This is a genomic window from Bradyrhizobium sp. CCBAU 65884, from assembly GCF_028128835.1.
In the GTDB taxonomy this organism is placed as follows: domain Bacteria; phylum Pseudomonadota; class Alphaproteobacteria; order Rhizobiales; family Xanthobacteraceae; genus Bradyrhizobium; species Bradyrhizobium ottawaense.
This window is the reverse complement of record NZ_LBJU01000005.1, coordinates 21,488-36,243: the sequence shown is the minus strand read 5'-3', so window position 1 is coordinate 36,243 and position 14,756 is coordinate 21,488. Positions and strand designations below refer to the sequence as shown.

General features: G+C 65.8%; 9 protein-coding genes, 1 tRNA gene and 2 pseudogenes. 10 read left to right on the top strand and 2 right to left on the bottom strand.

Features of this window, described 5'->3' with window-relative positions; translation table 11 throughout:
* Positions 1–262: pseudogene (locus XI03_RS00330) on the top strand (tetratricopeptide repeat protein); the annotation flags it as partial.
* 61 nt (positions 263–323) lie between these two features.
* On the opposite strand, the gene XI03_RS00325 reads toward XI03_RS00330, so the two are convergent.
* Positions 324–1,358, bottom strand: coding sequence for a cysteine synthase A (locus XI03_RS00325; protein ID WP_028144709.1), 1,035 nt, complete (start codon positions 1,356–1,358; stop codon positions 324–326).
* Positions 1,359–2,090: 732 nt separating this feature from the next.
* Between XI03_RS00325 and XI03_RS00320 the strand changes: the two genes are divergently transcribed.
* From XI03_RS00320 to XI03_RS00280, 9 genes and pseudogenes are all read left to right on the top strand, one after another.
* The gene (locus XI03_RS00320) at positions 2,091–3,575 is read left to right on the top strand and encodes an efflux transporter outer membrane subunit (RefSeq protein ID WP_085968199.1); all 1,485 of its coding nucleotides are present in this window, start codon (positions 2,091–2,093) and stop codon (positions 3,573–3,575) included.
* Entirely contained in the window at positions 3,565–4,968 is a 1,404-nt protein-coding gene (locus XI03_RS00315; protein ID WP_271590983.1) for an efflux RND transporter periplasmic adaptor subunit, read from the top strand. Before XI03_RS00320 ends, XI03_RS00315 begins: the two co-directional genes overlap by 11 nt.
* Before the next feature lie 37 nt (positions 4,969–5,005).
* On the top strand, positions 5,006–8,155 hold the full coding sequence (locus XI03_RS00310; RefSeq protein WP_038946732.1) for an efflux RND transporter permease subunit: 3,150 nt from the start codon (positions 5,006–5,008) through the stop codon (positions 8,153–8,155).
* Positions 8,155–11,259 (top strand): efflux RND transporter permease subunit, encoded by a 3,105-nt coding sequence (locus XI03_RS00305; protein ID WP_271590982.1) that lies wholly within the window; start codon positions 8,155–8,157, stop codon positions 11,257–11,259. Before XI03_RS00310 ends, XI03_RS00305 begins: the two co-directional genes overlap by 1 nt.
* Positions 11,260–11,296: 37 nt before the next feature.
* Positions 11,297–12,031 carry a tRNA-uridine aminocarboxypropyltransferase gene (locus XI03_RS00300; protein WP_028144704.1) on the top strand — a complete coding sequence of 245 codons (735 nt, stop codon included), beginning with the start codon at positions 11,297–11,299 and terminating at the stop codon, positions 12,029–12,031.
* A gap of 199 nt (positions 12,032–12,230) precedes the next feature.
* Positions 12,231–12,947 (top strand): ABC transporter permease, encoded by a 717-nt coding sequence (locus XI03_RS00295; protein ID WP_028144703.1) that lies wholly within the window; start codon positions 12,231–12,233, stop codon positions 12,945–12,947.
* A gap of 161 nt (positions 12,948–13,108) precedes the next feature.
* A pseudogene (locus XI03_RS00290) lies at positions 13,109–13,714 on the top strand (ABC transporter ATP-binding protein); the annotation flags it as partial.
* Positions 13,715–13,811: 97 nt separating this feature from the next.
* A tRNA-Cys gene (locus XI03_RS00285) sits at positions 13,812–13,885 on the top strand.
* 200 nt (positions 13,886–14,085) lie between these two features.
* Positions 14,086–14,232 (top strand): hypothetical protein, encoded by a 147-nt coding sequence (locus XI03_RS00280; protein ID WP_162832223.1) that lies wholly within the window; start codon positions 14,086–14,088, stop codon positions 14,230–14,232.
* A 77-nt stretch (positions 14,233–14,309) separates the two neighbouring features.
* Here the strand turns inward: XI03_RS00280 and XI03_RS00275 are convergent, their stop codons facing one another.
* Complete coding sequence (locus XI03_RS00275; protein WP_028144701.1) at positions 14,310–14,507, bottom strand: hypothetical protein; 198 nt, start codon at positions 14,505–14,507, stop codon at positions 14,310–14,312.
* Positions 14,508–14,756 lie beyond the last annotated feature (249 nt).

Sequence of the window (14,756 nt, the reverse complement as noted above, 5' to 3'; positions counted from 1 at the left end):
CTCGCGCGCCGGCGGTGCCATCGTGGCGGCGGTCGGGCTTGACGACTGGGTCGCCGAGGATGACGACGGCTATGTCGAGATCGCCCGCAAATTTGCCTCGCAGCCCGAGTATCTCGCGAAGTTGCGCGCGGGCCTGCCGGCTCGGATCGCAGCCTCGGCGGCCGGCAATGTCGCGATCTACACGCGCAGGGTCGAGGAGGGCTACCGCCAGTTCTGGCGCGACTATTGTGCCGGGGCCTCGGAACGCGGCGAGGTCGCGTAAACCGGCCGAACGGCGCTGACGTTGTGGACCCGCGTCCCCGACCCGAGGGGGCGCGTGACGATCACACGAAGGGTGGCTTGATGTTGCTGCGCTTCTCCAACCATTCCGGCACCGGCAGGTTCTTGGCGCGCATGAAGTCCGCGTTGAACAGCTTCGACTGATAACGGCTGCCGGAATCGCACAGCACGGTGACGATGGTCTTGCCGGGCCCGAGCTGCTTGGCGAGGCGTATTGCGCCCACGATGTTGACACCGGTCGAGCCGCCGAGGCACAGGCCCTCGTGCTGCAGCAGCTCGTAGATCACGCCGACGGCTTCGGCATCGGGAATGAGATAGGCATCATCGACCTTCGCGGTCTCCACGATGGCGGTCGCCCGGTTGAGGCCGATGCCCTCGGTGATCGAGCCACCCGGCGTCGCCTTGGGATCGCCGGTCCTGAAGTATTCATACATGCCGGCGCCGTGCGGATCGGCGCATGCGATCCGCACGTTCTTGTTCTTCTCTTTCAAGTAACGGCTGACACCAGCCAGCGTGCCCCCGCTGCCGACCGAGCAGACAAAGCCGTCGACCTTACCGCCGCTCTGCTCCCAGATTTCGGGGCCCGTGGACTCGTAATGCGCCTTGGCATTGTCGAGGTTGTTCCACTGATCGGCGAACAGCACGCCGTTCGGCTCGGTCTTGCGCAGCTCGTCAGCAAGACGGCGACCGACATGCTGGTAGTTGTTGGGATTGGCGTAGGGCAGGGCCGGCACCTCGATCAGCTCGGCGCCGCACAGCTTCAGGAAATCCTTCTTCTCCTGGCTCTGCGTCTCCGGGATCACGATCAGGGTGCGGTAGCCGCGGGCGCTCGCGACGACCGCAAGGCCAATGCCGGTATTGCCGGCGGTCGCTTCCACCACGAGACCACCGGGCTTGAGCTCGCCGCGCTTCTCGGCCTCCAGGATCATCCATTTGCCGGCGCGATCCTTGACCGACTGGCCGGGATTCATGAACTCGGCCTTGCCGAGAATGGTGCAGCCGGTCAGTTCCGAGGCGCGCTTCAGCTTGATCAGCGGGGTGTTGCCGATGGCTTCGACAACGTCATTTCGAATGGTCATGTCGGGGAAATCGCTACCAAGGGGGTTGATCTGGTTGGTCAGAACCTAGTGCTTGGGAGGCCAAAGGGGAAGGCTTTTGCGCTGCGGCGAAACCGGCTGAAGCGCCTGTCCAAACAGCGATATTCTCGAGAAGCGAGGCCGGCGATGATGTGTTCGGCCACGCGGCGAGATATCGATAGGAGGAAATGGCTGAACTCCGCCAGAGCACGGAAGATGACGGTCGCCACCAGCCGCTTCACGACCGCTTTTTTCCAAGGGTGAGATCAGCCGAAACCCGAGGGACGTGGATGGTCTGGATGGCCGAAATCATATCTGCACGAGGGATGGCTCCCTTTCGGGAATTGAAGGCCAGGTGAGATGGAGCGGCCGGAGCGCACGACTGAACCGACGCCGCGCGGGGCTGGTGCGGTCGGATGGAAAGGCTCAGATGCCACTGTGGCAGCAATAACACATGAAATCTTGGTAAGCTTGATCGCGTATCCCAATGTTTCAGAATGAGAGAAATCCCTGCGAGACAGTCACCTTTCGAATTCATATCGGCTCGATCGCACCTGATTGGCGTGGCCATCTCGCAACTGCGGGACTGTCCCGCTGGTCAGCGCACGGCTAGTATGATTTTCGAGGTTCCGCAGAAAGCACCGCCGCTGTGAACGAGTTGTCCAAAGCCCCCCGACTGCCCCGCCGCGAATCGGCTAATCCGGCTGCGCGGCGGTTCGATCTGCCCGGCGGGGGATGGATGTGACAGAGGATGTTCCTGCGATCGCCATGCGGCGGTCTGAAGGTTCTGCATCCCGGACGCTGCGCGCGGCGCGCTGGATTGCGGTGTTGTGCCTTGCCGCCGGTTCGGGTGCTTGCGTGCTGACCCAGGACCTTCCCGATCCCGCCCTCGACGTTCCCACGCAGTACAAATATGCGGGCAAGGGTGATGCGCCGCCGTCACTGGATTGGTGGCGCGGGTTCCGCTCCGCGGAGCTGACGCAGCTGATGGAGGAGGCGCAGACCGTGAACCTCGACATCGCCGCCGCCGTTGCGCGCATCGTCCAGGCCGACGCCCAGGCGCGGCAGGCGGGTGCGGCGCTGCTGCCGAGCGTGTCGACAGGCGGATCGGAAACCTATTCGCGCACTTCGGGCTCCAGCGCGTCCGGTCTCTCCATCGGCGGGCGCGAGGTCGTCAATTACTCGGCATCGCTGAGCGCGAGCTACCAGCTCGACTTCTGGGGCCAGAATCGCGACGCGCTGCAGACAGCGGAGGAGACCGCGAACGCCAACCGCTTCGATCGCGACACGGTCGCGCTAACGACGCTGGCGGCCGTCGCCAATGCCTATTTCCAGGTGCTGGCCTCGCAGGATCGCATCAGGACCTCACAGCGCAACATTGCGAGCGCGCAGCGCATCCTCGATGCGGTCAGGGAGCGGCGCAAGGCCGGCACCGGCACCGATCTCGACGTCGCCCAGCAGGAAAGCGTGCTTGCCAACCAGAAGGCCCTGGTGCCGCCGCTGCGCCAGACGCTGGATCAGAACGTCAACGCGCTCGCCGTGCTGGTCTCGCGCCCGCCGGAGAGCGTGCGCGTGCTCGGCGGCTCGCTGGACCGGATCGCAATCCCGCGCGTGACGCCCGGCCTGCCGTCGGAGCTCCTGACGCAGCGGCCCGACATCCGCCGGCAGGAGGCGCAGCTCGCCTCGGCGACGGCGAATATCGGCAATGCCCGTGCTCAGTTCTTTCCGACCATTCAGCTCACCGGCAATGGCGGCTATCAGAGCTCGGCCTTGGTCTCGCTGTTCCAGCCCCATGCAGCCTTCTTCCAGCTCGTCGGCAGCGCCACGCAGCCGATCTTCGACGGCGGCAAGATCCTCGGCAATTTCGAGTTCGCCAAGGCGCGGCAGGACGAATTGCTCCAGACCTACCGCAAGACCATCATCCAGTCGTTTGCCGACGTCGACAATGCGCTGTTCTCGATCAAGCAAACCACGATCAAGCTGCAATTGCAGCGCGACGTCGTCGTCGCCTCGCGCCGCGCCTTCGATCTCTCCGAGCAGCAATTGCGCGCCGGCACCGCCGACATCGTGACCGTGCTCAACACTCAATTGACCCTGTTCCAGGCGGAAGACGCGCTGTCACAGGCGCAACTGGCCCGCTTGCTCGCCATCGTCAGCCTGTATCAGGCGCTCGGCGGCGGCTGGGAGCCGCGAATGGAGAAACCGGTCAATGCTCTTTAAGCCGGATACGAAGGACGCGAAGGAGGGGACGGCGAAGAAGTCGCGCGGCCGCGGCTTCATCATGACCCTGATCACGCTCGCGATCCTCGGCGGCCTGTTCTATCTCGGCTGGACTGCCACGCATCAGCAGCAGGCCAACAACCGCAACAACCAGAGGCTCGATCTGCCGGTGCCCGTGCTCGCGGCCACGCCCCGCGTTCAGGACGTTCCGGTCTATCTCGACGGCGTCGGCGCGATCCGCGCGCTCAACACCGTGACCGTGCGCTCGCAGGTCGACGGCAAGCTGATCGCCGTGAACTTCACCGAGGGCCAGGACGTCAAGAAGGGCGACGTGCTCGGCGAAATCGATCCTGCGCTCTATCAGGCCACCTACGACCAGGCGGTCGCCAAGAAGGCGCAGGATCAGGCCCAGCTCGCCAACCAGCGCATCGACCTGACGCGGTACGAGCAGCTCGCTGCCTCCAACGCCGGCTCCAAGCAGCAGGCCGACACCCAGCGCGCGCTGGTCGCGCAGACCGAGGCGCTGGTCAAGGCCGACCAGGCTGCGATCGACAACGCGTCGGCGACGCTGAGCTACACCAAGATCGTGGCGCCGCTCTCGGGGCGAGCCGGCCTGCGCCAGGTCGATCAGGGCAACATCATCCACGCCTCCGACACCACGGGCCTCGTGGTGATCACGCAATTGCAGCCGATCGCGGTGTGGTTCAGCCTGCCGCAGCAACAGATCATGCGCGTCAACGCCGCGGCCGCCAAGGGCACGCTCGCGGTCGACGTGTTCGGCAATGACGGCATCACCGTGATCGATACCGGCAAGCTCACCGGCATCGACAACCAGGTCGACCAGACCACCGGCACGCTCAAGCTCAAGGCGGAATTTCCCAACGCCAACTACCAGCTCTGGCCGGGCCAGTTCGTCAATGTCCGTCTCAAGGTCGAGACGCTGATGCAGGCGCTGGTGGTGCCGACATCAGCCGTGCAGCGCGGCCCGATCGGAACGTTCAGCTATGTCATCGGCGAGGACAATATCGTCTCGGCCAAGCCCGTGACGGTGACCCAGCAGAACGAGCATGACGCCGTGATCGCCAGCGGCCTGTCGGCGACCGACAGGGTCGTCACCACGGGCTTTGCCAATCTGTCCGACGGCTCCAAGGTGACCGTCGGCCGCGACGACCAGACCCCGTCGGCTGATCTTGCCCCGCGCAAGCGCTCGCGCGGGCCCGACGCCCAGAAGAAGGATGGTGCCGAGGAAGGGCAGAAGGAGCACCAGAAGGACGGACAGGGTAAGGACGACGAGTTCCGCGCCAAGCGCAAGAGCAGCGAAGGCGACCAAAAAGGACAGACCGGGCCGGCTCCAGGTCCGGGGGCATCGGGAAGTGGAGCCAAGCAGCCATGATCCCGACAACAGCCGCTTGAAGCGGCAGGCAGATCCCATGGGTGTCTCCGAACCCTTCATCCGCCGTCCGATCGCGACCTCGCTGCTCGGCATCGCGCTGCTGATCGGCGGGCTGCTGGGCTATTTCGCGCTGCCGGTCTCGGCGCTGCCGCAGGTCGATTTCCCGACCGTGCAGGTGACGACGCAGCTTCCGGGCGCGAGCCCCGACGTGATCGCCTCGCTGATCACGGCGCCCTTGGAGCGGCAGCTCGGGCAGATCCCGTCGCTGTCGGCGATGAACTCGACCAGCTCGTTCGGCGTCAGCCAGATCTCGCTGCAGTTCGATCTCAACCGCGACATCGACGGTGCGACCCAGGACGTGCAGGCCGCGATCAACGCCGCGGCGGGCGTGCTGCCCAAGACGCTGCCGTATCCGCCGACCTACGCCAAGGTGAACCCGGCGGACGCGCCAGTGATGACGCTGGCGCTGCGCTCCGACACCATCTCGCTGCGGGCGATGAGCGACATCGCCGACACGCTTCTGGCGCAACGGCTGAGCCAGATCTCCGGCGTCGGACGGGTCTCGGTGCTCGGCGGGCTGAAACCGGCCGTGCGCATCCAGGCCGATCTGGCGCGGCTTGCCGCCTACGGCATCGCCATGGAAGATCTGCGCACCGCAATCGCCAATGCCAACGTCTCCGGGCCGAAAGGCTCGCTCGACGGCGCGCAGCAATCCTACATCATCGCGGCCAACGACCAGATCGCCGCCGCCGACGCCTACAAGCCCGTCATCATCGCCTACCGCAACGGCTCGCCGGTCACCATCGCCGACGTCGCGCAGATCGTCGATGGCCTCGAGAACGACCGCACCGGCGGCTGGTACCAGGGCACGCCCGCCGTCATCATCGACATCCAGCGCCAGCCCGGCGCCAACGTCATCGACGTCGTCAGCCAGATCCGCGCCGAAATCCCCAAAGTGCAGCGCGCGATCCCGGCCGGTGTGAACCTCACCATCGTCTCCGACCGCACCGTGACGATCCGCGCCTCGGTCCACGACGTGCAGTTCACGCTGGTCCTCAGTGTCGTGCTGGTGACGCTGGTGGTGCTGCTGTTCCTGCGCTCGCTGCGGGCGACCCTGATCGCCGGCGTGGCGCTGCCGCTGTCGCTGATCACCAGCTTCGGCATCATGTATTTCGCCGGCTTCAGCCTCGACAATCTGTCGCTGATGGCGCTCACGATCGGCACCGGCTTCGTCGTCGACGACGCCATCGTCATGATCGAGAATATCGTCCGCCACATGGAGAACGGCGACGGGCCGATGGAGGCCTCGCTGAAGGGCGCCAGCGAGATCGGCTTCACCGTGATCTCGCTGACGGTGTCGCTGATCGCGGTGTTCATCCCGCTGCTGTTCATGTCCGGACTCGTCGGGCGCATGTTCCGCGAATTCGCGCTGACCTTGACGATCGCGGTTGTGACCTCGGCCGTGGTCTCGCTGACGCTGACGCCGATGATGTGCTCGCGCCTGCTCAAGCACGCCCATGAGGAGCTGGCGGTGCCGGGCCTCGCCGCCATCAGCCGCTTCATCGACCGCACCGTCGAGGCCTATCACCGGACGCTGCTGGTGGTTTTGCAGCACCAGCGGACTACGCTGGTCGTGACCTTCGCCACGCTGATTGCGACCCTCGTCCTCTACGTCGTTGCCCCAAAAGGCTTCCTGCCGCTGCAGGACACCGCCTCGATCACGGCGGTGACGGAGGCCGGGCCGGACGTGTCGTTTGCCGAGATGCAGAAGCGGCAGGGCGAGGTCGCCGACACCATCAAGGCGGACCCTGACGTGGTCGGCGTGGTCTCGGTGATCGGCGCTGGCTCGGTCAATCCGACCACCAATGTCGGCCGTCTCGTCATGACCTTGAAGCCGCGCGGCGAGCGGCGGGACGATGTCAGCGTGGTCGTGACCCGGCTGAAGCAGCGGGTGGCGGGCATTCCCGGCATGACCGTCTATTTCCAGCCGGTGCAGGACGTGCAGATCTCGACCCAGTCGAGCCGCTCGCAATACCAGTACACGCTGACCGGCACCGATGCGGCGCTGGTGTCGGAATGGGCGCGCAAGCTGGTCACGGAGATGCGGCGCGATCCCCTGTTCCGCGACGTCTCCTCGGAGGCGCAGGAGGGCGGATTGCGGGCGCAACTCGACGTCGATCGCACCCGCGCGGGCCAGCTCGGCGTCAGCCTGCAAGGCATCACCGATACGCTCAACGACGCCTTCGCGCAGCGCCAGATCTCGACCATCTACGGCCAGGCCAACCAGTACCGCGTGGTGCTCGAGGCGCTGCCGATGTACCAGCGCGATCCCTCGATCCTTTCAAAACTCTATCTGCCGGGCGCCGCGAGCGCGACCGCCGGCGCGCCCAACGCCCAGGTGCCGCTGTCGGCCGTGGCGACGCTGAAGCGCACCACCGCGCCGCTCGCGATCTCGCACCAGGCGCAATTCCCGTCCGTGTCGCTCAGCTTCAACCTCGCGCCGGGCGCCGCGCTCGGCGATGCCGTCGACGCCGTCAAAGCGATCGAGACCCGGATCGAAATGCCCAACAGCATCGTCGGCGTCTATGCCGGCGATGCCGCCGAGTTCGCCAAGGCGCTGGCGGGACAACCCTGGCTGCTGCTCGCGGCCGTGATCACGATCTACATCGTGCTCGGCGTGCTCTATGAGAGCTACATCCACCCGATCACGATCCTGTCGACGCTGCCCTCGGCCGGCGTCGGGGCGATCCTGGCGCTGGTGCTGTGCGGGCAGGACCTCTCGGTGATCGGCCTGATCGGCATCATCCTGCTGATGGGCATCGTCAAGAAGAACGCGATCATGATGATCGACTTCGCGCTCGAGGCCGAACGCGGGCAGGGCATGTCGCCCAACGAGGCGATCGTGCAGGCCTGCCTGTTGCGCTTCCGTCCGATCATGATGACGACGCTGGCGGCGCTGTTCGGCGCCTTGCCGCTGGCGATCGAGAGCGGCACCGGCGCCGAGCTGCGCTTTCCGCTCGGCATCTCCATCATCGGCGGCCTGCTGCTCAGCCAATTGCTGACGCTCTACACCACGCCCGTGATCTACCTCGCGCTCGACCGCATCAACCGCCGCCTCGAGCAGGCGCTGCCGCCCGCCGAATCCGGCGGACCACCGGTCGCGGGCGCGACCGAGGGGATGCAGTGATGGCATCGATCTCGGAGCCCTTCATCCGCCGCCCGGTTGCCACCACGCTGCTGTCGATCGGGTTGTTCCTGCTGGGTGTGGTCGCCTACGATTTCCTTCCCGTCGCCTCGGTCCCGAACGTCGACTTTCCCGCCATCTTCGTCTCGGCCAGCCGGCCCGGCGCCGACCCGTCGGTGATGGCGGCCACGGTGGCTTCACCCCTGGAGCGGCGGCTCGGCGAGATCTCGGGCATCAACCAGATCACCTCGACCTCGACGCTCGGCAATACCAGCATCCAGCTCCAGTTCGACATCGGCCGCAACATCGACAAGGCCGCGCGCGACGTGCAGGCAGCGATCAACGCCGCGATGGTCGACTTGCCGAGCGACCTGCCGACGCTGCCGCGCTTCCGCAAGGCCAACACCGCCGGCGCGCCCGTCTTCGTGCTGGCGCTGACCTCCAAGACGCTATCCGCCAGCGCGATTTACGACGTCGCCGACACGGTGCTGGCGCAGCGCATCTCGCAGGTGCCTGGAGTCGGTGACGTCACGGTATCAGGCGCCGACCAGCCGGCCGTGCGGGTCCAGCTCAACCCCGTCGCGCTGTCGAACGCCGGCATCGCCACCGACGACGTCAGGACCGCGATCGTCAACGCCAACCCGCTCGGCCCCGTCGGCATCTTCAACGGCGAGCGCCAGAGCGAGACGCTGGCCCTCAATAAGCAGATGCGCACGGCGAAAGAGTTCCGCGACATCGTCATCAAGAGCGCCAACGGCAATTTCGTGCGGCTGTCCGACGTCGCCGACATCGAGGATTCCGTCCGAAACGCGCGCTCGATCGCCTGGTTCAACAAGCAGCCGGCGGTGCTGATCCAGATCACCAAGCAGGGCGATGCCAACGTCATCGATACCGTCGACAGGGTAAAGGCGCTGGTCCCCCAGCTGAAGCAGTGGATTCCGGCCGGCGTCGAGATCTCCACCCTGGTCGACCGCACCGGGACGATCCGCGCCAGCGTGCTCGACATGCAATGGACGTTGCTGGCGACCGCGGTCCTGGTGATGGTCGTGGTGTTCGTGTTCCTGCGCAGGCTGACGCCGACGATCGCGGCCGGCATCTCGGTGCCGCTGGCGCTGGCCGGAACCTGCGCCGGCATGTGGGTCGCGGGCTTCTCGATCGACAATCTGTCGCTGATGGCGCTCGCGATCTCGGTCGGTTTCGTGGTCGACGACGCCATCGTCATGATCGAGAACATGTATCGCAATCTCGAGCACGGCATGCGGCCGTTCCGGGCGGCGCTGGAGGGCGCGAGGCAGATCGGCTTCACGGTGGTCTCGATCAGCCTGTCGCTGATCGCGGCGTTCACGCCGCTGATCTTCATGGACGGCATCGTCGGCCGCCTCTTGCGCGAATTCTCGCTGACGCTGACCTTCGCCATCCTGGTCTCGACGCTGGTGTCGCTCACGGTCACGCCGATGATCTGCGCCCATTACATCCGGCAGGCTACGTCCGGCACGGCGACGCTGTTCGACCGCATCATCGAGGGCTCGCTGACGCGCATCGTCGCCTTTTACGCCCGAACCTTGCGCACCGTGCTGGACTACCCGCTGGCGACGCTGCTGGTGTTCTTCGCCACCATCGGTCTCACCGTGACGCTCTACATCAAGGTCCCCAAGGGCTATTTCCCGACCGACGATTCCGGCTTCGTGATCGGAGCGACGCGCGCCTCGGCCGACATCTCGTTCCAGTCGATGCTCGGCCTGCAGCAGCGGCTCGCCGACATCGTGATGCAGGACCCGGCCGTGGCCGGCATCGGCTCGACCGTCGGCGCCGGAGGCGGGCCGGGGGGAGCGACCTCGAACCGCGGCGTGATGTATATCAGCCTGAAGCCGCCGGAGGAGCGCGACCACGTCTCGACGCAGGTCGTGATCGACCGTCTGAGGCGCGCGCTGTATCCCGTGCCCGGCATCCGCCTCTTCATGTTCGCCGCCCAGGACGTCCGCGCCGGCGGGCGGCAGAGCGATTCCGACTACCAGTACACGCTGACCAGCACCGACCTCGGCCTGCTGCAGAAATGGGCGCCGATCGTGGCCAAGCGCATGGAGAGCGTCGAGGGCATCACCGACATCTCCAGCGACCGCGATCCCGGCGGGCTTCAGCTCACGCTCGCGATCGATCGCCAGAAGGCCTCGGCGCTCGGCGTCAGGGTCCAGGATATCGATAATGCGCTGAACAACGCCTTTTCTCAGCGGCAGATCTCGATCATCTACACCCAGCGCAACCAGTACATGACCGTGTTGGAGATCGATCCGAAGTTCCAGGTCGATCCCTCCAACCTCGAGCGCATCTACGTCGCCGGCGCCGGCGATGCGCAGGTGCCGCTGTCGGCCGTGGTGCACGCGACGCGCGGGTTGGCCGCGCTCGCGGTCTATCACTCGCAGTCGTTTCCCTCGACCACGGTGTCGTTCAACCTGCTGCCGGACGTGCAGCTTCAGGCGGCGACCCAGAACATCCAGCGCGCGGTCGAGGAGCTGCATATGCCCGAGGGCATCCGCGGCAGCTTCGACGGCAACGCCGGCGACTTCGCCAAGACCAGCGGCCGCCAGCCGCTGCTGATCCTCGGCGCGCTGGTGGCGATGTATATCGTGCTCGGGGTGCTCTATGAGAGCCTCGCCCATCCGCTCACGATCATCTCGACGCTGCCCTCGGCCGGGCTCGGTGCGCTGCTCGCCCTGCAGCTCACCAACACGCCGCTGACGGTGATCGCCTTCGTCGGCATCATCCTGTTGATCGGCATCGTCAAGAAGAACGGCATCATGATGGTGGATTTCGCGCTCGACGCCGAGCGCCAGCGCGGCCTGTCCTCGGCGGAGGCGATCTTCGAGGCCTGCCAGGCGCGCTTCCGCCCGATCCTGATGACGACCATGGCGGCGCTGTTCGCCGGCATTCCGCTCGTGGTCGCGACCGGCCCCGGCACCGAGCTGCGCCGTCCGCTCGGCATCACCATCATCGGCGGCCTGTTCGTCTCGCAGATCCTGACGCTCTACACCACGCCCGTGATCTACCTCTTGATCGACCGCCTGCGGCGGCGGTCGGAGCCGCGTCCGGTGCCTGCGCCGGCGGAATAGGTTGTTGAAGCGCCGCATCAAGCGTATAGCGGCGCCCATGTCGAACCCGCCAGATATTGCCGCCGCCGATCCGATCCCCGAGTGCCCGCATTGCCAGAAGCCGATGCCGCTGTGCATCTGCGACAGCGTCACGCCGATTGAAAAGAGCCGCCTCGGGCTCCTGATCCTGCAGCATCCGCAGGAGCAGGACAGGGCGCTCGGCACCGCGCGGCTGCTGGCCCGGCATTTTGCCGATGCCACGGTGCGGGTCGGCCTGTCCTGGCCGAGCCTGTCCAAGGCGCTGGGACGGCCGGTCGAGAACGCCTCGCATTGGGCCGTGCTCTATCTCGGCTCGGCCCGCGCCGCCGATCTCGAAGCGGAAGGCGAGATCGTCGCGCTCAACCGCAAGGGCGAGGTCGCGGAGAACCAGCGCGGAATCCTCGGCAAGCTCGAAGGAATCGTGCTGCTCGACGGCACCTGGAGCCAGGCCAAGGCGCTGTGGTGGCGCAATCCCTGGATGCTCAAATGCCAGCGCGTGATCCTCAACCCGGCGCATCCCTCGCGCTATGGGCGTCTGCGCAAGGAGCCGCGCAAGGACGGGCTCTCCACGATCGAGGCTGCGGCGACGATTCTCGCCGGGCTCGAGCGGCGTCCTGACATCGCCGAGACGCTGAATGCGAGCTTTGAACGCCTGTTAACACGCTACCGCGAGGTCCAGGCCGAGATGCCGGAATTGGCGCCCAAGCCTGCCCCGAAGGGCCGGCGCGACTTCCGGCGGCGCAAACGAGCCTGACTTCGGCCTAGTTCATCTGTACGGTCGATTGCACCGCGAGGGCCGGGCGTCTAGAGACGATCGGCCGACACCGGTTGCGATCTGCTCTCCTGTTGCGGCATCGGAGAGCGAGAACCTGAGGGGCAGTCGTATTCAGCTCGCAGCAAAGGAAATTCTGGCACAGGCGGCGCGGCCCGATCGTTGGGGCACGCTCGCGCTGATGGACATTTCGCTGCGCTACCGCAGGACCGTGATCGGCCCCCTCTGGATCACGCTGACGCTGGCCGCGACGATCGCAAGTGTCGGCACCGTCTATGCGGCGCTGTTCAGGCAGGACATCGCCACCTTCCTGCCGTCCTTCGCGGTCGGCCTGATCGTCTGGACCCTGATCGCCACGACGCTCCAGGAGGGCTCCAACATCTTCGTGGCGTCCGGCCATCTCATCAAGGCGGTGCCGGCGCCGCTGATCGTTCATATCCTCCAGATGATCGCGCGCAACGTCCTCATCTTCGCGCATCATTTGGTGATCGTCGTGCTGCTCTATGTCGTGATGCCCTGGCCGCTGCACTGGAGCATGCTGCTCGCGCTGCCCGGGTTTGCTATCCTGTTCCTCGCGCTGCTCGGCGGCTCGGTCGCACTCGGCATGCTCTGCGCGCGTTTTCGCGACATTGGTTCGGCGATCGTCAGCGGCCTGCAATTCGTCTTCTTTCTCACGCCGATCATCTGGACCGAGGACAGCGCGCGCGGCACCGCGTTTCACTGGCTGACGCGGGTCAATCCGTTCGCGACGCTGCTCGATCTGGTGCGGCGGCCGCTGTTGTCGCAGCCGACCGATGCGGAGCAATGGCTGTTAGGGGCCCTCTATGCGATCGTCGTGGCCGTCATCGGCCTCGGCTGCTACGCAAAATACCGCCATCGCGTGGCGTATTGGCTGTGATGCGCATGACCCCCACGGCCCACATCGTGCTACGCGACGTCTCGGTCACGTTTCCGGTGCTGTCGTTTCGCGACCGCTCGCTGCGCAGCCGGTTCGTCGGCGCCGTGACGCTGCGCCGGAAGGCGGCGGTCTCGCACCTCATCACGGCGTTGAACGAGGTCAGCCTCGATATCCGCGCCGGCGACCGCCTCGCCATCATCGGCGCCAATGGTGCCGGCAAGACCACGCTGCTGCGGGTTCTCGCCGGCATCTATCATCCGACGGCGGGCAGCATCGACGTGCGCGGCCGCTGCCTGTCGCTGTTCGATTTGCAGGCCGGCTTCGACGAGGAAGCGACCGGTTACGAGAACATCATGCGGCGCGGGCTCGTGATCGGCGCGCGGCGCGCCGAGATCGACGCGCGGCGGGCGGAGATTGCCGAGTTCACCGAGCTCGGCGACCGGCTCGACCTGCCGCTGCGCACCTATTCCAGCGGCATGATGCTGCGCCTGATCTTTGCGGTCGCAACCGCGGTCGAGGGCGAGATCGTGCTGCTCGACGAATGGATCGGCGTCGGCGACCAGCAATTCCGCAAGAAGGCGCGGCAGCGATTGGATGAGATCGTCGCCCGCGCCGGCATCCTGGTGCTCGCCTCGCATGACATCGAGCTGATCCAGAGCACCTGCAACCGGGCGATCCTGCTGGAGCAGGGGAAGATCATCGCGGCCGGCGCAACCGATACGATTCTCGTGCAATATCTGGCGGGGTCCGGCGGGAAGAAGGCGTAGCGGTTCGAAGGTCCCCCTGACGGGGCGGCCTCCAGCCAAAATCGGACGAAGGCGGTTGCCTAAACCCTTCATCCCCTATATTGCTCCGGCCTTACGGGGCCACGTGGCGGAGTGGTTACGCAACGGTCTGCAAAACCGTGTACACCAGTTCAATTCTGGTCGTGGCCTCCATCATATCCCTCTGATATCCCAGCATAATTCGATTTCGCCGCCGGCGCCGCTGATGCTGCGCGCAACGTTCTGCCGACGTGAGAGGCGGATCGATCACCGGGTTTGTCCGGAGCTCGCTGGAACCCCCGATTCACGCCCGTTGGCATAGACTTCGCATCTGCGAAGTGATGCGACCGACATCAACGAGCGCTGGAGCACCCGTGGGCGACATCGTCCGATTTGTCCCGAAATCCGAGCTGGAGCGGGCCCGCCTCATCCGCGAGGCCCGTGCGATCTATGACAGCATCTTTCCATCGGCCGCACCCGACCGGGCGCCGCAGGATGGCGAGGAACGCGTCAAGACCTGATCGGCGCGCCGCCCGATTTCCGGCGACGGCAAAACGCCCGCAAAAGCGGGCGCTACGGCTCACCGTGAAAGCAGCCCTCAGCAGGCTGCGTACCATCCGTCGGGGAACGGCAGGAGGGGCCAGGCGCCCTCGTTGTCATTGGCGGCTTTGGGCGTCGCGTCAAAACTCCACGAGCGGGGCACGAACTCCTCCTCCGGCGCGGGAGCAAAGTCTTCAATGACCATGGCGTCCCGGACGGCATCCAGCAACAAGTTGAATTCGGCTTCGCTTCTCATCGCACCCTCGCAGAACGCGGACGGCGCAATGTCGCAAAGCCGGTTTGTTACCCGGTTGAGCGGATCGTTCGCATTTTAACGATCCGGCGATCGGGTCCCGATTGGTTAGCGGTTTGTAAAAAATCCCCTGGGAAACTCTAGGTTCCTCCGCCGCGCCGGCAATGTGAAAGAGATCACATCCTCGGCGGTTTATTTCTCCTACCCCTTCGCATACCGGCCCGATGCAGGCTGGAGCGGGCACGGCGGAAC

Coding starts and splice junctions, on each gene's coding strand:
- XI03_RS00295 (WP_028144703.1), top strand. CDS start 12,231: ATGGACATTTCGCTGCGCTACCGCAGGACCGTGATCGGCCCCCTCTGG.
- XI03_RS00305 (WP_271590982.1), top strand. CDS start 8,155: ATGGCATCGATCTCGGAGCCCTTCATCCGCCGCCCGGTTGCCACCACG.
- XI03_RS00300 (WP_028144704.1), top strand. CDS start 11,297: ATGTCGAACCCGCCAGATATTGCCGCCGCCGATCCGATCCCCGAGTGC.
- XI03_RS00325 (WP_028144709.1), bottom strand. CDS start 1,358: ATGACCATTCGAAATGACGTTGTCGAAGCCATCGGCAACACCCCGCTG.
- XI03_RS00310 (WP_038946732.1), top strand. CDS start 5,006: ATGGGTGTCTCCGAACCCTTCATCCGCCGTCCGATCGCGACCTCGCTG.
- XI03_RS00275 (WP_028144701.1), bottom strand. CDS start 14,507: ATGAGAAGCGAAGCCGAATTCAACTTGTTGCTGGATGCCGTCCGGGAC.
- XI03_RS00320 (WP_085968199.1), top strand. CDS start 2,091: ATGGATGTGACAGAGGATGTTCCTGCGATCGCCATGCGGCGGTCTGAA.
- XI03_RS00315 (WP_271590983.1), top strand. CDS start 3,565: ATGCTCTTTAAGCCGGATACGAAGGACGCGAAGGAGGGGACGGCGAAG.